The 23,701-nt window shown below is 69.4% G+C and carries 22 protein-coding genes and 1 pseudogene; 10 read left to right on the top strand and 13 right to left on the bottom strand.

What is annotated here, in order from left to right; all coding sequences use genetic code 11:
- Window positions 1-30 precede the first annotated feature (30 nt).
- Complete coding sequence (gene polA / locus R1Z03_RS13575; protein ID WP_317351706.1) at window positions 31-2,841, top strand: DNA polymerase I; 2,811 nt, start codon at window positions 31-33, stop codon at window positions 2,839-2,841.
- A 43-nt stretch (window positions 2,842-2,884) separates the two neighbouring features.
- On the opposite strand, the gene R1Z03_RS13580 is transcribed toward polA, so the two are convergent.
- The 3 genes from R1Z03_RS13580 to R1Z03_RS13590 all read right to left on the bottom strand — a co-directional run bounded on the left by R1Z03_RS13580 (window position 2,885) and on the right by R1Z03_RS13590 (window position 4,551).
- A complete protein-coding gene (locus R1Z03_RS13580; RefSeq protein WP_317351708.1) occupies window positions 2,885-3,205 on the bottom strand; it encodes a hypothetical protein in 321 nt (106 codons plus the stop codon).
- 157 nt (window positions 3,206-3,362) lie between these two features.
- Window positions 3,363-3,986: a hypothetical protein gene (locus tag R1Z03_RS13585; protein WP_317351710.1), complete on the bottom strand. Its 624-nt coding sequence runs from the start codon at window positions 3,984-3,986 to the stop codon at window positions 3,363-3,365.
- 22 nt (window positions 3,987-4,008) lie between these two features.
- Complete coding sequence (locus R1Z03_RS13590; protein ID WP_272564540.1) at window positions 4,009-4,551, bottom strand: hypothetical protein; 543 nt, start codon at window positions 4,549-4,551, stop codon at window positions 4,009-4,011.
- 265 nt (window positions 4,552-4,816) lie between these two features.
- Here R1Z03_RS13590 and R1Z03_RS13595 point away from each other — a divergent pair, with 265 nt between their 5' ends.
- Window positions 4,817-5,743, top strand: coding sequence for a LysR substrate-binding domain-containing protein (locus R1Z03_RS13595; protein WP_317351714.1), 927 nt, complete (start codon window positions 4,817-4,819; stop codon window positions 5,741-5,743).
- Window positions 5,744-5,791: 48 nt separating this feature from the next.
- Here the strand turns inward: R1Z03_RS13595 and R1Z03_RS13600 are convergent, their stop codons facing one another.
- On the bottom strand, window positions 5,792-7,015 hold the full coding sequence (locus tag R1Z03_RS13600) for a D-amino acid dehydrogenase (RefSeq protein ID WP_317351717.1): 1,224 nt from the start codon (window positions 7,013-7,015) through the stop codon (window positions 5,792-5,794).
- A gap of 274 nt (window positions 7,016-7,289) precedes the next feature.
- Between R1Z03_RS13600 and R1Z03_RS13605 the strand changes: the two genes are divergently transcribed.
- Window positions 7,290-8,177, top strand: a complete 888-nt coding sequence (locus tag R1Z03_RS13605) for an amino acid ABC transporter substrate-binding protein (RefSeq protein WP_317351720.1) — start codon at window positions 7,290-7,292, stop codon at window positions 8,175-8,177.
- Window positions 8,178-8,212: 35 nt separating this feature from the next.
- Complete coding sequence (locus R1Z03_RS13610) at window positions 8,213-9,013, top strand: amino acid racemase (protein ID WP_317351722.1); 801 nt, start codon at window positions 8,213-8,215, stop codon at window positions 9,011-9,013.
- A gap of 7 nt (window positions 9,014-9,020) precedes the next feature.
- On the opposite strand, the gene R1Z03_RS13615 is transcribed toward R1Z03_RS13610, so the two are convergent.
- From R1Z03_RS13615 to R1Z03_RS13635, 5 genes are read right to left on the bottom strand one after another with little or no spacing between them, the layout of a single operon-like run.
- Window positions 9,021-9,497 (bottom strand): DUF2269 domain-containing protein, encoded by a 477-nt coding sequence (locus R1Z03_RS13615; protein WP_317351724.1) that lies wholly within the window; start codon window positions 9,495-9,497, stop codon window positions 9,021-9,023.
- Window positions 9,494-9,862: a DoxX-like family protein gene (locus R1Z03_RS13620; protein ID WP_317351727.1), complete on the bottom strand. Its 369-nt coding sequence runs from the start codon at window positions 9,860-9,862 to the stop codon at window positions 9,494-9,496. Before R1Z03_RS13620 ends, R1Z03_RS13615 begins: the two co-directional genes overlap by 4 nt.
- Complete coding sequence (locus R1Z03_RS13625; RefSeq protein WP_317351730.1) at window positions 9,859-10,761, bottom strand: NAD-dependent epimerase/dehydratase family protein; 903 nt, start codon at window positions 10,759-10,761, stop codon at window positions 9,859-9,861. The genes R1Z03_RS13620 and R1Z03_RS13625 overlap by 4 nt, the downstream gene beginning before the upstream one ends.
- Before the next feature lie 33 nt (window positions 10,762-10,794).
- A complete protein-coding gene (locus R1Z03_RS13630) occupies window positions 10,795-11,262 on the bottom strand; it encodes a DUF393 domain-containing protein (RefSeq protein WP_317351732.1) in 468 nt (155 codons plus the stop codon).
- A 58-nt stretch (window positions 11,263-11,320) separates the two neighbouring features.
- Window positions 11,321-11,869 carry a GbsR/MarR family transcriptional regulator gene (locus R1Z03_RS13635; protein WP_284405848.1) on the bottom strand — a complete coding sequence of 183 codons (549 nt, stop codon included), beginning with the start codon at window positions 11,867-11,869 and terminating at the stop codon, window positions 11,321-11,323.
- A 189-nt stretch (window positions 11,870-12,058) separates the two neighbouring features.
- Here R1Z03_RS13635 and R1Z03_RS13640 point away from each other — a divergent pair, with 189 nt between their 5' ends.
- Both R1Z03_RS13640 and R1Z03_RS13645 read left to right on the top strand, forming a co-directional pair.
- Complete coding sequence (locus R1Z03_RS13640) at window positions 12,059-12,967, top strand: dienelactone hydrolase family protein (protein WP_272564527.1); 909 nt, start codon at window positions 12,059-12,061, stop codon at window positions 12,965-12,967.
- 133 nt (window positions 12,968-13,100) lie between these two features.
- Complete coding sequence (locus R1Z03_RS13645; protein WP_317351736.1) at window positions 13,101-13,979, top strand: ZIP family metal transporter; 879 nt, start codon at window positions 13,101-13,103, stop codon at window positions 13,977-13,979.
- A gap of 111 nt (window positions 13,980-14,090) precedes the next feature.
- Here the strand turns inward: R1Z03_RS13645 and R1Z03_RS13650 are convergent, their stop codons facing one another.
- Both R1Z03_RS13650 and R1Z03_RS13655 read right to left on the bottom strand, forming a co-directional pair.
- Complete coding sequence (locus R1Z03_RS13650; RefSeq protein WP_317351738.1) at window positions 14,091-14,837, bottom strand: LytTR family DNA-binding domain-containing protein; 747 nt, start codon at window positions 14,835-14,837, stop codon at window positions 14,091-14,093.
- 23 nt (window positions 14,838-14,860) lie between these two features.
- Window positions 14,861-15,922, bottom strand: a complete 1,062-nt coding sequence (locus R1Z03_RS13655) for a histidine kinase (RefSeq protein WP_317351740.1) — start codon at window positions 15,920-15,922, stop codon at window positions 14,861-14,863.
- 50 nt (window positions 15,923-15,972) lie between these two features.
- Here R1Z03_RS13655 and argH point away from each other — a divergent pair, with 50 nt between their 5' ends.
- From argH to R1Z03_RS13670, 3 genes are all read left to right on the top strand, one after another.
- Window positions 15,973-17,442 (top strand): argininosuccinate lyase, encoded by a 1,470-nt coding sequence (argH, locus tag R1Z03_RS13660; RefSeq protein ID WP_284395004.1) that lies wholly within the window; start codon window positions 15,973-15,975, stop codon window positions 17,440-17,442.
- 84 nt (window positions 17,443-17,526) lie between these two features.
- On the top strand, window positions 17,527-18,492 hold the full coding sequence (locus tag R1Z03_RS13665; RefSeq protein ID WP_372588277.1) for a Bug family tripartite tricarboxylate transporter substrate binding protein: 966 nt from the start codon (window positions 17,527-17,529) through the stop codon (window positions 18,490-18,492).
- A gap of 83 nt (window positions 18,493-18,575) precedes the next feature.
- Window positions 18,576-20,051, top strand: a complete 1,476-nt coding sequence (locus R1Z03_RS13670; protein ID WP_317351745.1) for a rhomboid family intramembrane serine protease — start codon at window positions 18,576-18,578, stop codon at window positions 20,049-20,051.
- 118 nt (window positions 20,052-20,169) lie between these two features.
- On the opposite strand, the gene R1Z03_RS13675 is transcribed toward R1Z03_RS13670, so the two are convergent.
- Entirely contained in the window at window positions 20,170-21,510 is a 1,341-nt protein-coding gene (locus R1Z03_RS13675) for a hypothetical protein (protein WP_317351747.1), read from the bottom strand.
- Between the two features lie 113 nt (window positions 21,511-21,623).
- On the opposite strand from R1Z03_RS13675, the gene R1Z03_RS13680 reads away from it, so the two are divergent.
- Window positions 21,624-22,454 (top strand): SGNH/GDSL hydrolase family protein, encoded by an 831-nt coding sequence (locus R1Z03_RS13680; protein ID WP_317351749.1) that lies wholly within the window; start codon window positions 21,624-21,626, stop codon window positions 22,452-22,454.
- A 77-nt stretch (window positions 22,455-22,531) separates the two neighbouring features.
- Here R1Z03_RS13680 and R1Z03_RS13685 read toward each other — a convergent pair.
- A pseudogene (locus tag R1Z03_RS13685) lies at window positions 22,532-23,674 on the bottom strand (OpgC domain-containing protein); the annotation flags it as partial.
- Between the last annotated feature and the right edge of the window lie 27 nt (window positions 23,675-23,701).

The raw sequence follows: 23,701 nt of genomic DNA on the forward strand, positions 1-23,701 counted from the left end.
GGCGCGCAGCGCGGGGCACAATCTGCGGCTATGAGCAAACCCAAGACCCTGGTGCTGGTGGACGGCTCCAGCTATCTGTACCGCGCCTACCATGCCATGCCCGACCTGCGGGCCGTGCCGGGCGACCCCGCCAGCCCGGCCACGGGCGCCATTCGCGGCATGGTCAACATGATGCAGGCCCTGCGCCGCGAAGTGCGCGCCGACTATGCGGCCTGTGTGTTCGACGCCTCGGGCAAGACCTTCCGCGACGACATCTACCCCGAATACAAGGCGCAGCGCGCGCCCATGCCCGACGACCTGCGCAGCCAGATCCCGGCGATCCACGAGGTCGTGCGCCTGCTGGGCTGGGCCGTGCTCGACGTGCCGGGCGTGGAGGCCGACGACGTGATCGGCACGCTCGCCGTCACCGCGGCGCGGCAGGGCGTGGAGGTGATCGTCTCCAGCGGCGACAAGGACATGAGCCAGCTGGTGGATGCGCACATCACCATCATCGACACCATGAGCGGCAAGAAGCGCGACATCGCCGGCGTGACGGCCGAGTTCGGCGTGCCACCGCACCTGATGGTGGACTACCAGACCCTGGTGGGCGACACCGTGGACAACGTGCCCGGCGTGCCCAAGGTGGGCCCGAAGACGGCCGCCAAATGGCTCATGGAATACGGCTCGCTCGATGCGCTGATGGAGCGCGCCACCGAGATCAAGGGCGTGGCCGGCGAGAACCTGCGCAACGCGCGCGACTGGCTGCCCACCGGGCGCCAGCTGGTCACCATCCGCACCGACTGCGACCTAGAAGGGCATGTGGCCGGCCTGCCATCGCTGGACGCGCTGACCACCGGCGCGCAGGACGCCGCGGCCCTCAAGGCCTTCTACGAACAGTACGGATTCAAGGGCCTGGCCCGGGCCATCGACATCCAGGAAACCGCCCCCGAACTGCTGGAGGAGGGGGCCGCCAAGGCGTCCAGAGGACGTGGCGCCGCCATGGACCCCAGCCCCGGCCTGTTCGACGAGCCCGCCGAAGTGGCCGCGGCCAAGGTGAGCAACCTTCAGTACGACACCGTGCTCACCTGGGAGGCGTTCGATGCCTGGTTCGCGCGCCTGCAGGCGGCCGAACTGGTGGCGATCGACACGGAGACCACCTCGCTCGACGAGATGCGCGCCGAGATCGTCGGCATCAGCTGGAGCGTGGAGGCCGGCACGGCCGCCTACGTGCCGCTCATGCACGACTACCCCGACGCCCCGGCGCAACTGCCCCGCGACGAAGTGCTGGCGCGACTCAAGCCCTGGCTGGAGGACGGCACCCGCAAGAAGCTCGGCCAGCACGTCAAATACGACCGCCACGTGCTGGCCAACCACGGCATCGAAGTGCAGGGCTACGCCCACGACACCATGCTGCAGAGCTACGTGCTCGAAGTGCACCGGCCGCACGGCCTGGGCAGCCTGGCGGAGCGGCACCTGGGCCGCAGCGGCATCCATTACGAAGACCTGTGCGGCAAGGGCGCCAAGCAGATTCCTTTCAGCCAGGTATCGATCGAACTGGCGGCCGAGTATTCGTGCGAAGACTCCGACCAGACACTGGACGTGCACCGTGTGCTGTGGCCCCAGTTGCAGGCCGACGACAAGCTGCGCGGCATCTACGAACTGGAGATGGCCAGCAGCGAGGCGCTCTACCGCATCGAGCGCAACGGCGTGCTGGTGGACGCGCCCATCCTCGCGCAGCAAAGCCATGAGCTGGGCCAGCGCATCCTGCAACTGGAGACCGAGGCCTACGAGATCGCGGGCCAGCCCTTCAACCTGGGCAGCCCCAAGCAACTGGGCGAGATCTTCTTCGACAAGCTGGGCATGCCGGTGGTCAAGAAGACCGCCACCGGCGCGCGCAGCACCGACGAAGAGGTGCTGGAAAAGCTGGCCGAGGACTACCCGCTGCCCGCCAAGCTGCTGGAGCACCGCAGCCTGTCCAAGCTCAAGGGCACCTACACCGACAAGCTGGCGCAACTGGCCCATCCCTCGACCGGCCGCGTGCACACGCACTACGCCCAGGCCGTGGCGGTGACGGGGCGCCTGTCCAGCAACGACCCCAACCTGCAGAACATTCCCATCCGCACGGCGGAAGGCCGGCGCGTGCGCGAAGCCTTCGTGGCGCCGCCCGGGCGTGTGATCGCCAGCGCCGACTACAGCCAGATCGAGCTGCGCATCATGGCCCACCTGAGCGGCGACGCCTCTCTGCTGCATGCCTTCACCGAAGGGCTGGACGTGCACCGCGCCACGGCGGCCGAGGTGTTCGGCGTCGAGGTTGGCCAGGTCAGCAGCGAGCAGCGGCGCTACGCCAAGGTCATCAACTTCGGGCTCATCTACGGCATGAGCAGCTTCGGCCTGGCCAAGAACCTGGGCATCGAGACCAAGGCCGCCGCGGCCTACATCGACCGCTATTTCCAGCGCTATCCCGGCGTGAAGCAGTACATGGACGACACCAAGGCCCTGGCCAAGACCAAGGGCTACGTGGAGACCGTGTTCGGCCGGCGCCTGTACCTGCCCGAGATCAACTCGCCCAACGGCCCGCGGCGCAGCGGCGCCGAACGCGCCGCCATCAACGCGCCGATGCAGGGCACCGCCGCCGACCTCATCAAGAAGGCCATGGTCGCCGTGCAGGACGTGCTGGACGCCGAAAAGCCGGGCGTGCTCATGATCATGCAGGTGCACGACGAACTGGTGTTCGAGCTGCCCGAGAGCGAAGTGGACTGGGTGCGCCGCGAGATCCCCCGGTTGATGGCGGGCGTGGCGGACCTGAAGGTCCCGCTGCTGGCCGAAGTCGGCGTGGGGCCGAACTGGGACAAGGCGCACTGAGGCGGGCGGGCTGGGGCCGGTCAGGGCCGGCCCGACTCCGGCTTTACTGCCCCATCAACGCAGGCAGCGCCTTTTCGCACGCGGCCTGGCAGAGAAACCGCTGCGTCTGGCCGGTGGCCTCGGCCGTCAGGTAACCCGCTCCGGCTGCGTGGATGCGCCACGCGTATTTCGCCCCGCCTTTCATGAGCGTGCCGGAGAAGCTGCACGGAAGGATGATCGATTCGGCATGGAATGTCGCGGCAGAGACTTCCGTGGCGGTCGAGAAATAGGTGGCTACGTCTTTTGGCGTGAGGGACAGCGTTTCGCAGCCCAGGGTGTCGGCTGCTCCACTGTCCTCATGACGCTGAATGCCTTCAGTGTCCACGTGTAGCGGCTGCGCACGGGGGCTCGGCAAAGCCGCCCAGAGCGCGCCCAAACCGACGGCCACACAGACGAGCATGCCAATGGCGCTGAGCCCTGATGCGTTTAAAGGCAAAGTGCGACTCGGAGCGTTCCTTTTCGATGCCAGGTCGAAAGCCGCTTCACGAGGCTGGACAGTCCGGCGTCACGTCCGCTCCCAGCGGAAGGTAGTAATGCGCCTTCGGCACCCATTGCCCCTTGGCGCCGCTCTCTGCGACCTTCACGTGCATGCCTTCGCTGGACAGGCAGTGGTCCACGCGCAGGCGGGCCTTGCGGTCCGGCCATCGCAGCACCAAGCGGTGGGCATGGGTGCGCGAGACCACGGCGTTCTTCGCCAGCAGCAGGCCCACGAAGCCTTCTTCGGGCGCTTTCTGGAATTTCGCATCCCGTTCATCCGCAGGGACCGCGTCTTCACCGCGGTATTGCAGGATGGAGGCGTCCTGCACCGCCGCGCCCGCCTGAACGCAGCACTCCGGCTTCTTGTCCATGGGCGGAGACAGCCGAAGGTAGTGAAGTGCCTCGCCTTCAGGCTGGGGCTGGCCCAGCACCAGCCGGGGCGCGTCGGGCCGGCGGGCGTCGAGAAGGCCCACGCGCGATGACACGGGCGATGCCGAAGGCACGGGCTGCGCGGTGTCGGCCTGCGCGCAGGTGCCGCCGAGGAACAGCCCCGCCAGCGCCAGAAGGACCGAGGCCGTGGACCGGCTGAAAAAACGGCCGTCGGGCATCTGGCCTGCCGTACCGCTCAAGGGGCGGCGGGGGAGGATGCGCTCAGTGGCCATCATCGGACCAGTGCGGCGGGTCGGACGTGAGCTTGTAGACCCCGTAGGTCGCGCCCAGGGCATGCAGTTGCGCAGCGGTGGTGACAGTGGTGCTGGTGCCTGTGGCATCTTTGAAGGCCTTCCCTGAATAGTTGGTGATCGTCATGTCGATGGCGCGCCCCTCGGAATGGCGCGAGGTCAGGGCGGGCGCATACACGATGCCATAGCCTGCCACCATCTGGTTGGCCGCGACCCGGGCGGCACCTGCATTGACCGCGCCCGTGGCACCGCGGTGGACCCATTCGATGTCCACGCCCGCCATCGCGGGCACCGTGGCGGCGTCCGCGTTTTCGCGGGCGATGCGCCAGGCGTGATGCATGAGGTAGGCACGCTCCGGCGGGCGCAGCGTGGCGGAGATGGAGACCGAGGCGCCCCCGGCTTCCAGCGCGGCGATGAACGTGTCCACCTTGGTGCGGAAACTGGCGATCAGATCGCTGGTGGAGGTACTGGTCGGGAACCGGGCAACCCACGCGCTGCCACTTGAATCTGCCATGTGCCTTGTCTCTTTCTGAAGGAAGGGAAGCGGGCTGGATGGAATCCAGGGGAATGGGCAACGCGGCGCGCCGACGGGGTCGAGAGACGGCAGGCCTCCCAGGGCCACCGGGGCCGTGGGTTGTCACGCACCGCGGCGAGCCTATCCGCACCCCATGACCGCACCGCGACATTTGTTTCCAATTGCGTCCTGCGCACAGCGGATGCAGATGCTTTTTGATGCAATATGGTCAGATGCCCTTCTCTCGAAAAAGCCTGCCTTTGCCATGCGCCTGCGCCACATCGAAGTCTTCAATGCGGTGATGCTCACCGGCAGCGTGAGCGCGGCCGCGCGGCTCATCAACGTCACCCAGCCGGCCGTGAGCCGCATCCTCGCGCATGCCGAACTGCAGCTGGGGTTCGCGCTGTTCCACCGCATGAAGGGGCGGCTCGTGCCCACGCGCGAGGCGCAGACCCTGTACCCGCACATCGAGCGGCTGTTCAACCAGCTCGACGACGTGCAGCGCCTGGCCAACAGCCTGCGCGGCCAGCAGCGCGAAGGCGAATTGCATGTGCTGAGCGTGCTGGCACTGAGCCACGAGGTGATGCCGCGCGCGCTGCAGGCCTTCCGTGCGCAGCACCCGGACGTGGTGGTGCGCATCGATGCGTTGCACTCGCCGCAGATCGTCTCGGCCCTGGTGCTGCAGGAGGCCGACATCGGCTTCGTGTTCAGTGCGCTGGTGCACCCCTCGCTGGTGCAGGAGACGCTGGCGGAAGGGCGCGTGGTGTGCATCGCGCCCAAGGGCACGCTGGATGCGGACGTGGTGCAGGCCGGCGTGGTGCACCTGGCCGATCTGGCCCACACGCCGGTGATCCGCCTGGAGGCGAACGATCCGCTCGGCACGATGGTGAACCACGCCAGCCGCGAGGCCGACGTGGGCCTGCAGGCGGCCTTCACGGTGCAGACCTACCACGCGGCGCTCGCGCTCGCGCACCACGGGTTGGGCGTGGCGCTGGTGGATGTGTGCACCGCAGCGTCGGCCGACCGCACGCGGGTTGACGTGCTGGCGCTCGCGCCGCGCATCGCGGTGCCCGTGAAGGCGCTGCGCATGGTGAACCGGCCCGCATCACTCCTGGCGGACACCATGGTGCGCTGCATGCGCGACGCGGTGGCGCAGACGCTGGCGTCGGCCGGCCTGGCGGAGAGCGACTGACAAGCCGAGTGCGGCGGCGAACGCGCGCCGGCCTTCCCCCGCCGTGACTCAGGCGGGTGCGCAGGCCTGCAGCATCTGCTCGGCCACGATGGCCGCGGTACCGAACGCCAAGGTGAAGCCCAGTGCCCCGTGCCCCGTGTTGATCCACAGGTTGTCGGCCTCGGCGGCGCGGCCAGCGATGGGCAGGCCCGTGGGCGTGGCGGGGCGCATGCCCGTCCAGGGGTGCAGCGATGCGGCGGGCGCTTCGTGCCCCAGCACGGTGCGCACCGTGGCGCGCAGGCTGTCGATGCGTTCGGGGCGGATGCGGCGGTCGTTGCCCACCAGCTCTGCCATGCCGGCCACGCGCAGGCGCTGGCCCAGGCGGGCGAACACGACCTTGCGACCCGCGTGCGTCACGTTCATGCGGGGCGCCCAGGGGGCATCGGCCGGGGCGTCGAGGGTGATGCTGTAGCCCTTGATCGGATAGACGGGCAGGTGCACGCCCACCATCCGGGCCACCGCCACGCTGCCGCTGCCCAGCGCCATCACGAAACGGTCGGCCTCGATGGTGCCGGCGCTGGTGCGCACCGCCGCGATGCGCCCCTGTGCCCGGTCGAACCCCTGTACCTGCGCACCCCGTTCGAAGCGCACTCCGCGCTGGGCCAGCAGGGCATGCAGCCCATCACACACCTTCTGGCAATCGGCCGCGCACTCGCTGGGCGTGTGGATCGCGCCGGCAATGTGGGGCGCGTGGTGGGCGAGCGCGGGTTCCAGCTCCACGCAGCGCTGGGCGGACACCGATGCCTGTTCGCTGCCCCAGGCCCGCTGCAGTTCCATCTGCCGTTCGGCCGCGGCCAGGCCGTCGCGCGTGCCGTACAGCACGAGCTTGCCGGTGCTGGAGAAGTCGCATTCCAGCGCCTCGCGGGCGCGCATGGCTTCGAACCCGGCGCGGCTGCGGGCCGCCAGCGCGAGCAGTTGCGCCGTGGTGCGGCGCGAGGTGGCGCCGTTGCAGGCCGCCAGAAACTGCAGGGCCCAGCGCCACTGGTGCGGGTCCCGCTGCAGCCGCACCTGCAGCGGCGATTCGCGCGACAGCAGCAGCTTGGGCAGTTGCGCCCACAGGCCGGGGTCGGCCAGGGGCTGCACGTAGCTGTAGCTCAGCTGTGCGCCATTGCCGCCGCTGGCGCCGCCGCCCACCGGGCCCTGGTCGATCACCGTGACGCGCATCCCCTGGCGCTGCAGCGCGTAGGCCGTGGCCAGGCCCACGATGCCCGCACCCATCACACATGCATCCATATCGCTCGATTCCCGTTGGTTGTCCGTCCTGGGCACTCTAGGGACGCGCGCGGCCTTTGAACAATGCCAAACCGCGGGGCAGGCATGCCGGGAAGTTATGCGCCGGCGCCGGGCGCGAAGATTGCATGGGGACCCTCTGGCCGATGCGGATGGCATAACTTTTCGTCATGGCCCATGCTGCCGAATGAATTGTTCAAAGCCGCACCGAGTTCCTAAAGTGCCTGGGCACCTGCACCGTTCCATTCCCCTTTTTGTTCCCGTCAAGGAGTTCCCCATGAAGCCATTCCTGTCTGCCGCCGTCCTCGCTTGCGGCGCGTGCGCTGCGGCCACCGCGGCCCACGCCGACACCCTGCAGAAGATCGCCGACTCGGGAAAGATCACGCTGGCCTACCGTGAATCGTCGGTGCCCTTCAGCTACCTGGCGGGCCCGGGCGAGCCGATCGGCTTCTCGGTGGACATCTCCAACGCGGTGGTGAATGCGGTGCGCGCCAAGCTCAAGAACCCGGCGATCAAGGTGGAGCTGCAGGCTGTCACGTCGCAGAACCGCATTCCGCTCATCACCAACGGCACGGTGGACCTCGAATGCGGCTCCACTACCAACAACTCCGCGCGCGGCAAGGATGTGCAGTTCGCCGTGAACTATTTCTACACCGGCACCCGACTGCTCACCAAGAAGACCTCGGGCGTGCAGAACTATGCCGACCTGGCCAAGAAGAAGGTCGCCAGCACCAGCGGCACGACCAATGCGCAGGTGATCCGCAAGTACAGCCGCGAGAACAACCTCGAGATGGACATCGTGCTCGGCAAGGACCACGACGATTCCATGCTGCTCGTCGATTCGGGCCGTGCTGAGGCGTTCGCCATGGACGACATTTTGCTGTTCGGCCTGAAGGGCAATGCGCGCAACCCCGCGGACTGGGTGGTGGTGGGCGATTCGCTGCAGGTCGAGCCCTATGCCTGCATGCTGCGCAAGGACGATCCGCAGTTCCAGGCACTGGTGAACGGCGTGATCGGCGGGATGATGAAGTCCGGCGAGTTCGAGAAGCTCTACACCAAGTGGTTCATGTCGCCCGTGCCGCCCAAGGGCCAGAACCTGGGCCTGCCCATGTCCAAGGAACTGCGCGACAACCTGGTGGCGCAGAGCGACAAGCCCGCCAACTGATCGCCCTCTGCGCCAGCGCTTTCCGGAAATTGTCCATGACGCCGTCAGTCCCCGCGATCTTCCCGGTGCCTCGCATGGTGGGCATCCTGGGCGGCATGGGGCCGGCCGCCGGGGCCGACTTCGTGCGGCTCTTCGTGGAGGCGTGCACACGGCGCATGGCCGCGCTCGGCATTCCCGTGCGGGACCAGGCCTATCCGGAGCACTGGCTGGCGCAGGTGCCCATTCCCGATCGCACGGCGGCCCTGGGCGACCGCACGTCCGGCGCCCACCAGCCGGCAGAGCCGATGGCGCAGGCCACGGGCCGGCTGGTGGCGCTGGGGGTGCAGGCCGTGGCGATCGCATGCAACACGGCCCATGCCTGGCATGGGGAGCTGCAGCAGCGGTTTCCGCAGCTGCAGGTGCTGCACGGCATGCGCGAAGTGGCGGCCGGGCTCGCGGCCGCACAGGTTCCGCGCGTGGCGCTGCTGGCCACGCAAGGGTCGTACGACAGCGGGCTGTACCAGGCCGAACTGCAGCGCCACGGGGTGGCCTGCGTGCTGCCGCAGCCCGGTGAGCGCGAGCAGCTCATGCAGGGCATCTACGACGGCGTGAAGGCCGGCGACTATGCGCTGGCCCGCCACCGTTTCGCGGCGGTGGCACAGGCGCTGCGCGAACGCGATGGGGTGTCGACCCTCATCATGGGCTGCACCGAAATCCCGCTGGCCCTGGACGAGGCCGCGGCGGGCGCCCGCCTGGTCAACCCGTCGCAGGTGCTGGCCGAGGCACTGGCGCGCTGCGCCTATGCCGGGATCGGGCCGCGAACGCCCGCGCGTGCGGGCGCCGACGCCATCGCCTGAACGGCCATCAGCCCCACAGCGCGGGCTTGTGCACCATCAGGAAGAACACGGCCAGCATGGCCACGAAAGCCGGGTAGCCCAGCGCCTCCCACCAGCGTGCGTAGCGGGTGTAGAGCGCCGGCATCGGCGTGCCTTGCGCGGCGGCGTCCCGTGCCATGGCAGCCATGCGCCACTGCAGCCACAGCACCGGCAGCCAGCACAGGCCGGCTATTACATACAGCGCGATCGAGGTGGCCAGCCATGGCGTGGACAGCGGCCAGCCGGCCATCATCGCCATGGCGGCGCCGGTGACCGGCTGCACGATGCCGGCCGGCGTGGTGAACCACGTGTCGGCCCGCACCACCAGCCGCGACACCACGGCCTGGGCGGCCACGCTGCCGCTGCGGTTGGCGAAGAACAAATAGAACGCCGAGCCGAAGCCGGTGCCCACCAGCAGTACGCTGGACAGGATGTGGACCCATTTGAGTGCGAGATAGGTGTTCATGCGCGTGGTGCTTTCAGGAGGACGACGAGGATGGCGGCGATGGGGAGGTTCTTGAGCAGCGGTCCCAGCGGGTCCAGCCACAGCGCGGGCAGCAGCACCGTGGCGACCACCGTCATCACGCCCATCAAGGCCAGTGCCAGGGCATCGGTGGCCCGGCCGGGGCGCAGCCACAGCGCGAGCCCGATGGCCGTGTCGGCGGCGATGCCGCCCCACACCAGCGCCTGGATCCAGGCTTCGCTCTGCAGCCCGCCACGCACCAGCAGATCGCGGCCCTGGCCTTGCGATTCGATGGCACTGGCCAGTGCGGTGCCCAGCCACACCAGGACGAGGCTGCCGCGCAGCCAGCGGGTGGTTTCGGCTTTCATCGTGCGGACGGCGCCCAGGCGCTTTCGACCAGATGGCGGTAGTGCGTCGCTTCATGGCCCAGCAGGCGCCGCAGCGCGGCCGGGTCTGCCGTGTTGTCGCTGCCCAGCAAGGCGAGCGTTTCGCTGCACCAGGGCAGGGCCGGCACCTGGTCGCCCAGGCGGGCGCTCAGGTGGCTGAGCGCATCCGGCAGGCGCAGCACGCGGGCGGGCCCGTGGCCCGATTGCTGGCGCAGGCTGGCGATCAGTTCGGCCATGGGCACCGCCTCGGGCCCGCTGCATTCGATGAGGCCGGTGGTGTCCAGCGCGGGGCCCATCAGCGCGGCCACCGCATCGGCCAGATCGTGCACCGCCACGGGCTGCACGCGGGCCTGCAGCACCGGCCCGGGCAGCACCAGCACCGGCAGGCGTGCCAGGTTCATGAAGAGCGCGCTGCTGGCGCCACCCCGGCCGAACACGATGCTGGGCCGCAGCACCACGCCCGACACGGCCCCTTGTGCGGTCAGACCGAGCAGGTGGGTGTCGGCCGCGCGTTTGGTGGTGGCGTAGCGTGTGGCGCTGCCGGCAATGCCCAGTGCCGAGATCTGCACGATGCGCCGCACGCCGGCCTGGGCGCAGGCGTCGAACAAGGCCACCGGCGTGTGCTGGTGCAAGGCGTCGATGGGGCGTGCGCGGGTGTCGCGCAGCACGCCGACGGCATTCACCACCGCGTCGATGCCTGCCAGGCGCTGCAGCCATGCGGCGGGCGCCGTGTCGTGCGCGAAATCCATGGCGACCTGGCCGGGGCGGCCTGCCGCGCGGCGCGGCGAGACGCCGCCGTGCACGGTGTGGCCCGCGCGTTCGAGCGCGCGTTGCACCGCGCGGCCGATGAATCCGGTGGAACCGGTGAGAAGGATGTGCATGGAACTGCTCCGTGAAAGGTGTAAAGGGCGTCGTCAGAGCCGGCACTGGTCGTCGCCCGGCCCGCAGCGGCGGGCAGCGGCCCGGCGGGCGGCCGCGCCGCTGGCCTTCTCGAACAGGCCGTGCACCAGCCACTGCGGCAGGCGGTAGCGGTTGCGTGCCAGCACCGGGTACACCCGGTCGGCCAGCGGCCCGATGATCGGCCAGCGGGTGGCGGCGGTCAGCCAGCCCAGACCCACGGCCTCGTAGGCCGCGCGGAACACCGCGACGCCGCGCAGCAGCCGGCCGTCGGCCTGGCGCGCATGGATCAGGGTGAGCAGGTCGTCCCGGGTGGTGCCTGCCGGTGGGCCTTCGAAGTCCGGCGCCCACACGTCGGCAAAGCGCAGCAGGCCGCCGGTATTGCGCAGCATCAGGTTGCCCATCTCGGCGGCGCACAGGCGGCAGCGCGAGTCGAAGTAGAGGGTGAGGGGATAGATGGCGGGGTTGGGGGGTGGCTGCGGCATTCATGTTCAATCCTTCCGAAATTTCATTCAAAACAGAAACATCAGGGCAAAAAAAGGCCTAGCCCGGGGATGCCTTGTCGGCCGCTCCGCCGCGCACGAACTTCTGCACGCTGGCCCCCAGGCGCAGCACCTTGTCGAGCGTGGCGGGGGACAGGCGCAGCATTTCGTCGGCCCACACCCCCAGCGAATCCATGAGGTGCAGCGTCTCGCGCACGCGGTCCTGGGCATCGGCGGTTTCGCTGGCGAAGTCGGGGCGGGCCACCAGTTCGCGCAGCATGCGCACGGTGGGGTCGAACTCGCGCTCCTTGCGTTCGCGCACCACGGTGCGAAACAGCTCCCACACGTCGGTGGAGGTTTCGAAATAGTCGCGCCGGTCGCCCAGCACGTGGGTGGTGCGGATCAGGTTCCAGTTGAGCAGCTCCTTGAGGCTGTTGCTGGCGTTGGAACGGGCCACGCCCAGCGTCTCGCAGATTTCCTCGGCGTGCAGCGGGCGGCCATGGAAGAAGAGCAGCGCGTGGATCTGGGCCACGGTGCGGTTCACGCCCCAGGCGGTCCCCATCTCTCCCCAATGGACCACGAAGCGTTGGGCGATGTCGGTCAGTTGCATGGGGGTAGTTTAGTTTTTCTTTTATTTCTGTCAATACAGAAATAAGAGCCGCGCCATCACTGCACTTTTGTTGCACCGGCCCTGGGCGGACGGCGGCAAACCCGTTCAGCCCTGCGGGTCATGCCGCCGCGCGCCGCAGGCCCTAGACTCTTGCGCTGCCGATCCTTTCACCCAACCAGGAGCCAGACCATGCTGCGTGATGACCTCAAGACCGATTTCGACGCCCTCTTGCCGGGCCAGAGCACCGAGGCGGGAGCCACCCGCCGAACCGCGATGCGTGTCGCCCTGGGTGCCGGTTTCGGCGTGGGCTATGCCGCCGCGGCCATGCCCGTGATGGCGCAGACCGCGATCCAGACGCCCGCGGACGGGCTCACGGCGGGCAAGGTCAGCATCGAGGTCAACGGCTTCAAGGTGCCGGCCTACCGCGCCGCGCCCGCCGGCAAGACCGACCTGCCGGTGGTGCTGGTGATCCAGGAGATCTTCGGCGTGCATGAATACATCGCCGACACCTGCCGCCGTTTCGCCAAGGCCGGCTACCTGGCCATCGCCCCCGAGCTGTATGCCCGCCAGGGCGATCCGCTCCAGTACACCGAAGCCGCCAAGCTGATGAGCGAGCTGGTCTCCAAGGTGCCCGACGCGCAGGTGCTGGCCGATCTGGACGGCACCGTGAAGTGGGCGGGCGAGAACGGCGGCGACCTGAAGAAGGTCGGCATCACCGGTTTTTGCTGGGGTGGCCGCATCACCTGGCTGTACGCCGCCCACGGCCCCGTCAAGGCGGGCGTGGCCTGGTACGGCCGGCTGGTGGGGCAGGCCAGCGAGCTCACGCCCAAGCACCCGGTGGACATCGCCCCGATCCTCAAGGCGCCGGTGCTGGGCCTGTACGGCGAAAAAGACAGCGGCATCCCCCTTGACACGATTGATAAGATGAAAGCGGCTCTCCAGACCGGCTCCGCCGCCGCCAAGGCGTCGCAGTTCGTCGTGTACCCCGACGCGCCCCATGCCTTCCATGCCGACTACCGGCCCAGCTTCCGCAAGGAAGCGGCCGAGGACGGGTGGAAGCGGGCGCTGCAGTGGTTCAAGACACACGGCGTGGCCTGAGAGACCATCGCCGGCGGCGTTCCTGCCCCAGCGGTCCCGCCAAAGCCCTTCGGGGCTTTTTTTGCGCGCCGGGCGCGCCGAATCGATTCGATACAAAAGGCCGACAGGCCTTGCAGGGAAAGCACGAGAAGCCATGACTTTGGTAGCAATCATCCTGGCCACGTTGGCGGCCGGCATCGGCAGCGTGTGGGTGGCCGCCCTGTTGATGCGCGCGGGGCTGGGCGACGGCCGGCGCGGCGTGGGGCCGCAGCACCTGCTGAGCCTGGCGGCTGGCGCGCTGCTGGCCACGGCCTTCATGCACCTGCTGCCCGAGGCGTTCGAGAGCCAGGCCGGCGCGCACGACCTGTTCGCCACGCTGCTGGTGGGGCTGGTGTTCTTCTTTCTGCTCGACAAGGCCGAGCTGTGGCACCACGGGCACGAGCATGGTCACGGACACGGCCATGCGCATTCGCACGGGCATACCCATGGCCATACCCATGGCCATACGCAGGGGCACGGCCACGCCCATGACCACGCCAACGGTGATGCGCACGCCCACGGCGAAGGCGAAGCGCGCCGCGGTGGCGGCGGCTGGGCACTGCTCACGGGCGACAGCGTGCACTGCTTCGGCGACGGCATCCTGATCGCCTCGGCTTTCATGGCCGACCTGCGCCTGGGCGTGGTGGCGGCGCTGTCGGTGCTGGCGCACGAGGTGCCGCACCACATGGGCGACCTGGTGGTGCTGCGCCAGGCCAGCGCCAATCGCCGCATGGCGCTGCTGAAGGTGTCGCTGGCCGGCGCGGTGACCGCCCTGGGCGGGGTGGTGGGGTACTTCCTGGTCGGCGAGCTGCAGGACTGGCTGCCTTACTTCCTGGCCATCGCCTCCAGCAGCTTCATCTACGTGGCGCTGGCCGACCTGATCCCGCAGCTGCAAAAGCGCCTGAGCGCGGGCCAGACGGTGGCGCAGATCGCCTGGCTGGTGGCGGGGATGACGGTGGTCACGCTGGTGAGCGGCATGGCCCACGCGCACTGACCGGCTGTGGGGCCCCGGTGCGGCGGCGCGTCAGGGCCTGAGTTTGCTATTCAATCAATAGCGGTATGCCGGCGGTTTGATTGTGCTGGCGGCCCAAAACACCCTCGGTCTTCAGCCGGCCAGCTCTTCGCGCACGGCCGCCACCTGCCGGCGCGACACGGCCAGCAATTCGGTCAGCCCGTGCAGCCGCACGGCCCAGCCTTCGCCCTCCTCGGGGTCGTAGTGCTTTTCCAGCGCCCGCACCGCGCGGCGGGCCACCAGCGCGTTGCGGTGGATGCGCAGGAAGCGGTCGCCGTGGCGCGCCTCCAGCTCGCTCAGCGAGCCGTCCAGGATGTAGCTGCGCACGGCGGTGCGCACCGTCAGGTACTTCTGCTCGGCCTTGAAGTACAGCACCTCGGCCAGCGGCACGCGCTCGGTGCGGCCCCGGTCCTGGATCAGCAGGGTCTCGCCATCGGGAAGGGGCGCCGTGGGCGCGGGCGTGGCGCCCGGGTGCCGGGCGCGCAGGGCCTTGCCCAGGGCTTTTTCCAGCCGCTCGCGCCGCACGGGCTTGGTGAGGTAGTCCACCGCGTCCAGCTCGAACGCGCTCACGGCGTGGTCCGCATGGGCCGTCACGAACACGATGGCCGGCGGGTAGGGCAGGGTGCGCATGGCATGGGCCAGGGCCAGGCCGTCCTGCCCGGGCATGTGGATGTCCAGCAGCACGGTGTCGAAGGCGCGGCCGCCCGAGGGCTGCAGCTGCGCCAGCGCGTCGGCGGCGTTGGCGGCCTCGGCGGCGGTGTGCCGCGCGTCGCAGTCGGCCAGCAGGGTGCGCAGGCGGCTGCGGGCCAGGGCTTCGTCGTCAACGATCAGGATGTGCATGGCAGGAGGCGAAGGGGGAAAGGTCAGGACCGCGCGGGCAGCGAAATGCGCACCTGGTAGCGGCCATTTTGCATGCCGGCGCTGAACTCGCACTGCACGTCGTGCAGCAGCCGCAGGCGGTCGCGCACGTTGGCCAGCGCAATGCCGTGGCCGCGCGGCCTGCCGCCCTCGCGCTGCGGCGCGGCGGGCACGGTGTTGGTGATGACCACGATCACGCGGCTGCCGCGCAGCTCGGTCACGATGCGCAGCCGCCCGCCCGTGGCGCTCGGCTCCACGCCGTGCTTGACCGCGTTTTCCACCAGCGGCTGCAGCAGCAGCGGGGGCAGGCGGGCGCCGTCGGCGCGGGCGTCCAGCGACCACTGCACGCGCAGCCGTTCCTCGAAGCGCACCTGCTCGATGTCCAGGTAGCGGCGCGCCAGGGTGATCTCTTCGCCCAGCGTGGCCGACTCGCCCTGGTCCACCAGCGCGTGGCGGAACAGATCGCTCAGGTCCTCCAGCAGCGCCTCGGCCTTGGCCGGCTCCGCCCGCACCAGGGCGATGGCGCTGTTGAGTGTGTTGAACAGAAAATGCGGACGAATGCGCGACTGCAGCTCCGACAGCCGCGCCGTGGTGGCCGCGGGCGTGCGGGCGCGGGCGCGCAGCACCAGCGCCGCCACCAGCGCTGCCGACAGCAGCGCGCCGCTGGCGGCACTGGCCAGCCAGGGCGGGTCGGCTGCCACGCCCACCAGCGCGAGCATGCCGCAGGCATACAGCCCGGACAGCGTGCCCAGCGCCACGCCCGCCGCGTATTGCAAGGCCACCGGCAGGCGCTGCAGCACGGTCTTCAGGCTGCAGGCGGTGACCAGCCAGGCCAGCGTGGCGGGCAGGGCGCCGCCCGTCAGCAGCGACAGCCGGCCGAGCCATTCCAGGGGCGTGGCGGTGTTGAAGAGGGCGCCCACGCCCAGCACCGCCTCCACGAAAAGCACCGCGCGCAGGATCACCCCGACATGGCAGGCGTCGAACACCAGCACCCGCCGGCCCAGGGGCTGGCGGGGGTCTTCGGTCAGGGCCTGCGGCTGGGTCGATAAAATTTGCGTCTCTTGCATTGCGGCATCCGGGTGTTCCGGGTGTCTGAACCACCGGATTATTGCCCTCCATGTCCACCAGCCCCGCCTCCAGCCCAGCGTCCGCCCCCTCCCACAACCAGCTCGACACCAAGGCACAGGCCTGGTCGGCGCTGTTTTCCGAGCCCATGAGCGACCTGGTCAAGCGCTACACGTCGAGCGTGTTCTTCGACAAGCGCCTGTGGCAGGCCGACATCGCCGGCAGCTTGGCGCACGCCGACATGCTCGCCGCGCAGGGCATCATCTCGGCCGCCGACCACGCCTCCATCCAGCGCGGCATGGCGCAGATCAAGGAGGAGATCGAATCCGGCGCCTTCGAGTGGAAGCTCGACCTGGAAGACGTGCACCTGAACATCGAGGCGCGTCTCACGCAACTGGTGGGCGACGCCGGCAAGCGCCTGCACACCGGCCGCAGCCGCAACGACCAGGTGGCCACCGACGTGCGCCTGTGGCTGCGCGGCGAGATCGACCTGATCGCCGATCTGCTCAAGGAACTGCAGGTGTCGCTGGTGGATGTGGCCGAGCAGAACGTGGAGGTGATCCTGCCCGGCTTCACCCACCTGCAGGTGGCGCAGCCGGTGAGCTTCGGCCACCACATGCTGGCCTACGTGGAGATGTTCGCGCGCGATGCCGACCGCATGCAGGACGTGCGCCGCCGCGTCAATGTGCTGCCCCTGGGCGCCGCCGCCCTGGCCGGCACGACCTACCCGCTGGACCGCGAGCGCGTGGCGAAAACCCTGGGCATGGACGGCGTGTGCCAGAACAGCCTGGACGCCGTGAGCGACCGCGACTTCGCCATCGAGTTCACCGCCGCCGCCAGCCTGTGCATGGTGCACGTGAGCCGCCTGTCGGAAGAACTCATCATCTGGATGAGCCAGAACTTCGGTTTCATCAAGATCGCCGACCGCTTCACGACCGGCTCGTCGATCATGCCGCAGAAGAAGAACCCCGACGTGCCCGAACTGGCGCGCGGCAAGACCGGCCGCGTGGTCGGCCACCTGATGGGCCTGATCACCCTGATGAAGGGCCAGCCCCTGGCCTACAACAAGGACAACCAGGAAGACAAGGAACCGCTGTTTGATACCGTGGACACGCTGAAGGACACGCTGCGCATCTTCGCCGAGATGGTCGGCGGCCAGCCGAACCCGGCCACGGGCAAGAAGGAAGGCGGCATCACCGTCAACGCGCCTGCCATGGAGCAGGCCGCGCTCAAGGGCTACGCCACCGCCACCGACCTGGCCGACTACCTCGTCAAGAAGGGCCTGCCGTTCCGCGATGCGCACGAGACCGTGGCCCATGCCGTGAAGGCCGCCGTGTCGCACAACGTGGACCTGTCGGAGCTGCCCCTGGCCGTGCTGCAGGGCTTTCACCCGCAGATCGAAAAGGACGTGTTCGACGCCCTCAGCCTGCGCGGCTCGCTCAACGCCCGCAACACGCTGGGCGGCACCGCGCCGGCCCAGGTGCGCGCCCAGCTGGCCCGCCACCGCGCCCGCCTGGCCTGATCGCTGTTCACCTCCCCCCGTCCGCACACTTTCACGGAGCCCACCATGCATCGTTCTTCCTCGCGCCGCCACTGGGTCTTGCGCATGGCCCGCGCCGCGGTCTGGGTGGGCGCCACGGCGGTCGCCGCCGTGGCCTCGGCCCAGACGCCGCCGGCCGGCCCGCCGATCCGCATCCTGGTGGGCTTTCCGCCGGGCGGGGGCACCGACGCGATCGCGCGGCTGCTGTCTGACAAGCTCAAGGACGAGCTGGGCGCCCCGGTGGTGGTGGACAACCGCCCCGGCGCGGGCGGGCAGATCGCCGCCCAGGCCCTCAAGGCCGCGCCGGCCGACGGGCACACCGTGTTCCTGTCGCACGACCACACCATCTCCATCCTGCCGCAGGTGGTCAAGCACCCGGGCTACGACCCGGTGCACGACTTCGTGCCGGTCGGCGGCGTGGCCACCTTCGTGAATGCCTTCGCCGTGTCCGGCGCGTCGCCGGCCAGGTCGTTCAACGACTACGTGCAGTGGGTCACCACCCAGGGCGGGGGCAAGGGCGCGGTGGGCATCCCGGCCCCGGCCTCCACGCCGGAGTTTCTGGTCAAGCTCATCGGCGAGAAGTACCGCATCGATCTGGTGGCGGCGCCATACCGCGGCAGCGCGCCCATGATCGCCGACATGCTGGGCAACCAGATCCCCGCCGGGGTGGCTTCGGTGCAGGACTTCATCGAAAACCACAAGGGTGGCAAGGTGCGCGTGCTGGCCGTGCTGGGCACCCAGCGCCAGGCCGCGCTGCCGGACGTGCCCACGTTCGACGAGCTGGGGCTGAAAGGCTTCGAGGACCTGCCTTACTACGGCTTCTACGCGCCCACCGGTACGCCGGCCGCGTTCGTCACCCGCTTCTCGAAGGCGCTGGCCAAGGTGGTCGCCCAACCCGACGTGAACCGGCAGCTCACGGCCCTGGGGCTCACGGTGGCGTCGATGACGCCCCAGCAGCTGGCGGCGCGCCAGCAGGCCTACACCCAGGCCTGGACGCGCATCATCCAGCGCAGCGGCTTCGTGCCCCAGTGAGGGCTGCGTGCTTTCCTGCCGCGGCGCCGCAGGCCGGCCCGCGGGGCCCGGCGTTGCCCGCCTTGAGGTGACGCAGGCCCGCCATGTTCTATGCCATCCCGCTGGACAACCGCCCCACCTGGCGCAACCCGCCATGGATGACGGTGCTGATCATCCTGGTCAACCTGCTGGTCTTCTGGGGCCCGCAGCGCTGGGAGGCCAAGGCCGTGGACCGGGCGGCGCAGGTCTATCTGGACAGTCCCTTGCCCGGCATCGAACTGCCGCCTTTCGTGCAGTGGCTGAAGGACTCCGGCCACCGCGATGCCGAGCGCGCGCAGCGCATGCTGGCGGCGCACCGGGAGCACGCGCTGCTGCGGTGGATGGAGCACGAGGACGGCTTTCAAAAGCGCCTGCACGCCGGCCTGGTCGTGCGCGCGGACGACCCGCAGTACGCCGACTGGAAGGCCGCCCGCGCCCGGTATGAGGCGGCGCTGCCCGAGCCTTTCACCCGCCTCTGGGCGCAGAGCTACGAAAAGGACGCGCCCCTGCGGCCCGTGACCTGGATCACCGCCGCTTTCCTGCATGCCAGCACGGGCCACCTGCTGGGCAACATGGTGTTCTTGTTCCTCTTCGGCTTTTCGGTCGAGCTGGCCCTGGGGCGGTGGCGGTACCTGGCCTTCTACCTGCTGGGGGCTGTGGGCGGGTCGCTGATGGCCGGGTGGGCCTATGCAGGCCAAGGCAGCTACGGCCTGGGGGCGTCCGGTGCGGTGTCGGCCCTCATGGGCATGTACGCGGTGCTGTACCGACTGCGCCGCGTGCGGTTTTTCTACCAGCTGTTCTTTTATTTCAACTACGTCACCGCGCCCGCGCTGCTGCTGTTGCCGGCGTGGATCGCCAACGAGTTGCTGCAGCACTGGCTCAGCGGCCGGGGCGTGGCCTACATGGCCCACCTGGGCGGGCTGCTGACGGGCGCCGCGCTGATGTGGGGCGCCGGTCTGGTGCGGCGCAAGGCGATCGAGGCACCGCCGCCCGAGGCAGCCGCCGCGCCGGACGACGGCTTCGATGCCCACGTGGCCCAGGCCCGGCAGTCGGCCCAGGCGATGCAGTTCGAGCGGGCCCTGGTGCAGTGGCGGGCGGCGGCGCAGTTGCGCCCGCGCGATGTGCCGGTGCTGAGCGCATGGTTCAAGACCGCCAGCCTGTGGCCGGCGGGCGAGGATTTCCATCGCGCCGCCCGCCGCATCTTCCGGCTGCCGGGGCAGGACGCCGCCACGCTGGATTTCCAGCACGCCAGCTACCGCACCTACCTGGACCACGCCCGGCCCAGCGCCCGCCTGGTGCCCGACGACATGGCGGGCCTGGCGCGCCGCTTCGTGCGCGCGGGCCAGTGGGGCGACGCCGAGAAGCTGCTCACGGCCCTGCACCGCACCGCGCCGCAGCATGCGGCGCTGGGCGAACTGGTGGGCATGCTGGTCACGGCGCTGCTGCAGTCCGGGCGGCGCGAGCAGGCCATGGCCTGGCTGCCGCAGTTGCATCAACTGGCACCCGGCAGCGCGCCGCTGCGGCTGCTCGAAGGCCGGTAGGGCGGGCCGCCTGCCAGGCAACCCTGGCCTTGAAGCAAAAACCCGTTCCAGCGCAATCAGTACTAGGGCATATTGCTATTAATTTAGTAGCAAATCGATGGCGCCTGCCTGCGTCGCCTCAAGGCGTGGAGGGCGCTTGGCCGCCTGCCGCCGCCGGCTGCGGCAAATGGGCGCGCAGCAGCCATTGCACTTCCGCCACCGAAGGGCTGTCCGCATGCCGCGCCTGCAGGGTGGCGAGCACCTTGAGGGCCATGTCGGGGCGGTTCATGCCCTGCAGCAGCACGCGGGCGACCAGTTCGTAGGCCTTGGGCACCAGCGCATGCCCCTTGAAGCGCCGGTCGAACCCGCCCAGCAGCGCGATGGCCTGCCTGGCATCGCCGCCGTTCCACGCCGTGTTGGCCAGGGCCAGGGTGTGGCCCGCGTCGGCGATCACGAACTGGGCGTCGCGCTCGCGGCAGGTGACGAACGCCTTGAGCGCCTCGGTCGTCTGGCCCGCGTTCAGCAGCAGCGGGATGAAGCGCTGGGCATGCAGCAGCAGGGTGTCGGTCTTGTCGGTCAGCGCCAGCACGCGGTGGTAGCGGCGCTGGGCGGGCAATTCATCCCCATGCAGGCGCTGGTCTTCGTAGGCCGTGCCCAGGGCGCCGGCCAGGTCGCCGTCGGTGATCTGCTGGGCCACCAGCGCGTCGGTCGCCTCCTGCGCGATCTGCCGGGGCGTGCGCCGGTCTGGCGGGGCATCGTCGTCCAGCCCGCCGCCGGGCAGCAGGTCGATGCCGAAGGCCTCGTGGTTCTGGTACATGGCGTAGCCCAGCAGGCTGCACATCACCCAGCCGAAATAGATGAACAGCCAGTTGCCCAGCGGCAGCAGCAGCCAGCCCTTGAACAGCGGCATTAGCAGCGCCAGCGCGATGGCCGCGCCCTGGCTGAGCAAAAACAGGAAAAAGCACAGCAGACCATAGGGCCAGCCGATGATCCGCACCACGCCCCAGGCGGCGGCAGGGTTCAGCGACGCGAACAGGCTGCCCGTCTGCACCAGCAGGATCATGGTGGCCGGCAGCAGGAAGCTCACGGCCAGCCAGGCGAGTTCCGCCAGGCCCGTGCTGACCCGCTGCAGCCAGCCCACCACGATGCCCTGCACGAGCAGGATGCCGAACAGCTTCCAGGGCAGGGCGGTCCATTCGTCGTCCAGCCGGTCGGGGAAATCCTCGGCGCGCTGCAGGCCGCGCGAGCCCATCGCCACCACCTTGAAGCCGTAGCGCGACGCGGCCAGCAGGATGCCGACCTCGATCAGCAGCACGGCCAGCACATCCGGCAGGAAGAACAGCACGCCGTACAGCATGCTGCACACGGCCAGCACGGTGCTGTAGAACAGCGGCTTGCGCTGCAGGGGGAAAGCGAAGAACTGGTTGAGCCGGTGCCAGAACGGCACGGGGCCCGCTGGGGCCTGGGAAGCGGAAGGCATGTCGATGGAAACCCGGCGGCCGGTGTTGGTGTAAATTTGTAAAAATTGTATGCTTGCGGAACGCAGGCCAGCACAATCGCTCACACGCCGCTGCAGTCCTTTTTGGAGTCGCCATGCATTCTCTTCGGGCTTTCCCGACGCGTTCCCTTGTGACCCTGGCCCTGGCCTGTGCGGGATTCGCCGCGCAGGCGACCCCCGCCGACTCTACCGCGCCGTCGGCTGCCTCCACGTCGCACTCGGCCTATGCGCGCTGGCAGTCCAGCATGGATGCCTTCGCCGCAGCCGACAAGGAACGGCTCCCGCAGGCCGGCGGCGTCCTCTTCGTCGGCAGCTCGACCATCCGTTTCTGGACCGACGTGGCGGAGGACTTCCGCCAGTTGCCCGTGGTGATCAACCGCGGCTTCGGCGGCTCCACCATGGCGGACTGCAACCATTTCGTGAAAAACCTGGTGCTCCAGTACCGCCCGCGCCATGTGATGGTCTATGCCGGCGACAACGATCTGGCCGAGGGCCGCACGCCCGAGCAGATCCTGGAGAGCTTCCGCTCCTTCGTGCAGACCGTGCGCGCCGAACTCCCCGACACCCGCATCAGCTACATCTCCATCAAGCCCAGCCCTTCGCGCGTGGCGCTGATGCCCCAGATGCAGCAGGCCAACGCCCTGCTGGCGCAGTACGTGCGCACGGTGCCCAACAGCGATTACATCGACGTCTTCTCGGCCATGCTCGATGCCTCCGGCCAGCCGCGCGCGGAGCTGTTCGGCCCCGACCGCCTGCACATGAACGATGCCGGCTACGACCTGTGGCGCACGGTGATCGGCGCATTCGTGGCGCCGGCCCCCGCGATGCAGGCGGGCGGCGCTTCGCCCACCGCCACGGCCGCCATGCCTGCCGCCACGGTGGCCACCGGCAACCCCGCGCTGGTGCGGGTGAGCGCCGGGCGCTGAGCCGCATTCAGGTCGTCCTGGCCGGCGGCACTGGCACCGCTGGCTGCCGCGGCTGAGGGCGCGCCGCCTGCATCGGGCGCTGGCTGCACCGGGCGGCCGTCGTCGTTGGGCGGCTTGTCCACCCACAGGCTCACGCGGGCCACGGCATAGAGGGTGGCAAAACAGGCGATCAGCAGGGCGATGTCCTGCGGCCAGGGCCGCTCGTAGTCCGCTCCCATGAACACCAGGGTGAGCAGCACCACCACCAGGTGGGCGCAGAACACCGGCAGCGAGGCCGCGCCCAGGGTTTCCAGCCAGTGCTGGCGCGGCAGCTTCGCGGCCAGCGCCGGCCCGAAGCGGATGGTCAGCGCCGTGAGGGCCATCAGATCGATCAGGCGCAGCGGGCCCAGGGCCCATTTGTCGAACAGCAGGTTGAGTTGCGGGTTGGCGTCTCCGAACGGCACCTGGCCGACCACATGCCGCCACACCATGCACACCACGGCGATGGCGCCGGCCACCCACAGCGACCAGCGCGGGAACTCGAACGGCGGCGCCTCGGGGTCGTTGCGGCTCGCGCCCATCCACAGGCCCAGCACCCACAGGAACTGCCAGCTCCACATCACGAAGGCGCCGGTTTCGGTGAAGGGGATCGGCATGGGCAGCACCGCCGCGAAGCCGTCATAGAACCAGCGCGACAGCCCGAACTGCGCCAGCAGCCACAGCAGCACGCTGCCGGCCATGATCGGCGCCCAGCCGCGGCGCAGCGCGAACGCCATCAGCCAGGGGCTGGCCAGCATGAACAGCACGTACAGCGGCAGGATGTCCAGCAGCGGCGGTTCGTACACCAGCAGCAGCCCGCCCACCAGGGCCTCCAGCGGGTGCAGCAGGTAGAAGGTCATCATGCCCTTGATGGCGGGCTCGTCCACGCGGATGCCGATGAAGGCGATCACCGTGAACAGGAACAGCAGCGTGGCCGCCTGGCAGCCATAGATCTTGAGGGCGCGGCGCCAGAAGGCCTGGCGCATGTCCGCCACGGTCTTGCGCCAGGCGAGCCGGCCGTAGACCATGCCGGCCATGTACGCCGAGAGCAGCACGAAGCCCTCGGCCGCCGAGACGAAGCCGAACGGCTGCCCCAGCGGCTGCGTGAGCCGGGTGGGCAGGTGCGTGACGGTCATCAGGGCGAGCATCAGGCCCCGGACGGCATCGATTTCCCAGCGGCGGGTGGAGGAGGGGGGTGGCATGGGCGCGCCCGGGGTGGAATTGAAACC

The sequence above is a fragment of the Acidovorax sp. BLS4 genome, from assembly GCF_032929295.1.
In the GTDB taxonomy this organism is placed as follows: domain Bacteria; phylum Pseudomonadota; class Gammaproteobacteria; order Burkholderiales; family Burkholderiaceae_C; genus Paracidovorax.

Bases quoted from the DNA above. Each gene is read 5' to 3' on its own strand.
- polA (WP_317351706.1), top strand. From the start codon at position 31: ATGAGCAAACCCAAGACCCTGGTGCTGGTGGACGGCTCCAGCTATCTG.
- R1Z03_RS13590 (WP_272564540.1), bottom strand. From the start codon at position 4,551: ATGGCAGATTCAAGTGGCAGCGCGTGGGTTGCCCGGTTCCCGACCAGT.
- R1Z03_RS13595 (WP_317351714.1), top strand. From the start codon at position 4,817: ATGCGCCTGCGCCACATCGAAGTCTTCAATGCGGTGATGCTCACCGGC.
- R1Z03_RS13600 (WP_317351717.1), bottom strand. From the start codon at position 7,015: ATGGATGCATGTGTGATGGGTGCGGGCATCGTGGGCCTGGCCACGGCC.
- R1Z03_RS13605 (WP_317351720.1), top strand. From the start codon at position 7,290: ATGAAGCCATTCCTGTCTGCCGCCGTCCTCGCTTGCGGCGCGTGCGCT.
- R1Z03_RS13610 (WP_317351722.1), top strand. From the start codon at position 8,213: ATGACGCCGTCAGTCCCCGCGATCTTCCCGGTGCCTCGCATGGTGGGC.
- R1Z03_RS13615 (WP_317351724.1), bottom strand. From the start codon at position 9,497: ATGAACACCTATCTCGCACTCAAATGGGTCCACATCCTGTCCAGCGTA.
- R1Z03_RS13620 (WP_317351727.1), bottom strand. From the start codon at position 9,862: ATGAAAGCCGAAACCACCCGCTGGCTGCGCGGCAGCCTCGTCCTGGTG.
- R1Z03_RS13625 (WP_317351730.1), bottom strand. From the start codon at position 10,761: ATGCACATCCTTCTCACCGGTTCCACCGGATTCATCGGCCGCGCGGTG.
- R1Z03_RS13630 (WP_317351732.1), bottom strand. From the start codon at position 11,262: ATGCCGCAGCCACCCCCCAACCCCGCCATCTATCCCCTCACCCTCTAC.
- R1Z03_RS13635 (WP_284405848.1), bottom strand. From the start codon at position 11,869: ATGCAACTGACCGACATCGCCCAACGCTTCGTGGTCCATTGGGGAGAG.
- R1Z03_RS13640 (WP_272564527.1), top strand. From the start codon at position 12,059: ATGCTGCGTGATGACCTCAAGACCGATTTCGACGCCCTCTTGCCGGGC.
- R1Z03_RS13645 (WP_317351736.1), top strand. From the start codon at position 13,101: ATGACTTTGGTAGCAATCATCCTGGCCACGTTGGCGGCCGGCATCGGC.
- R1Z03_RS13650 (WP_317351738.1), bottom strand. From the start codon at position 14,837: ATGCACATCCTGATCGTTGACGACGAAGCCCTGGCCCGCAGCCGCCTG.
- R1Z03_RS13655 (WP_317351740.1), bottom strand. From the start codon at position 15,922: ATGCAAGAGACGCAAATTTTATCGACCCAGCCGCAGGCCCTGACCGAA.
- argH (WP_284395004.1), top strand. From the start codon at position 15,973: ATGTCCACCAGCCCCGCCTCCAGCCCAGCGTCCGCCCCCTCCCACAAC.
- R1Z03_RS13665 (WP_372588277.1), top strand. From the start codon at position 17,527: ATGGCCCGCGCCGCGGTCTGGGTGGGCGCCACGGCGGTCGCCGCCGTG.
- R1Z03_RS13670 (WP_317351745.1), top strand. From the start codon at position 18,576: ATGTTCTATGCCATCCCGCTGGACAACCGCCCCACCTGGCGCAACCCG.
- R1Z03_RS13675 (WP_317351747.1), bottom strand. From the start codon at position 21,510: ATGCCTTCCGCTTCCCAGGCCCCAGCGGGCCCCGTGCCGTTCTGGCAC.
- R1Z03_RS13680 (WP_317351749.1), top strand. From the start codon at position 21,624: ATGCATTCTCTTCGGGCTTTCCCGACGCGTTCCCTTGTGACCCTGGCC.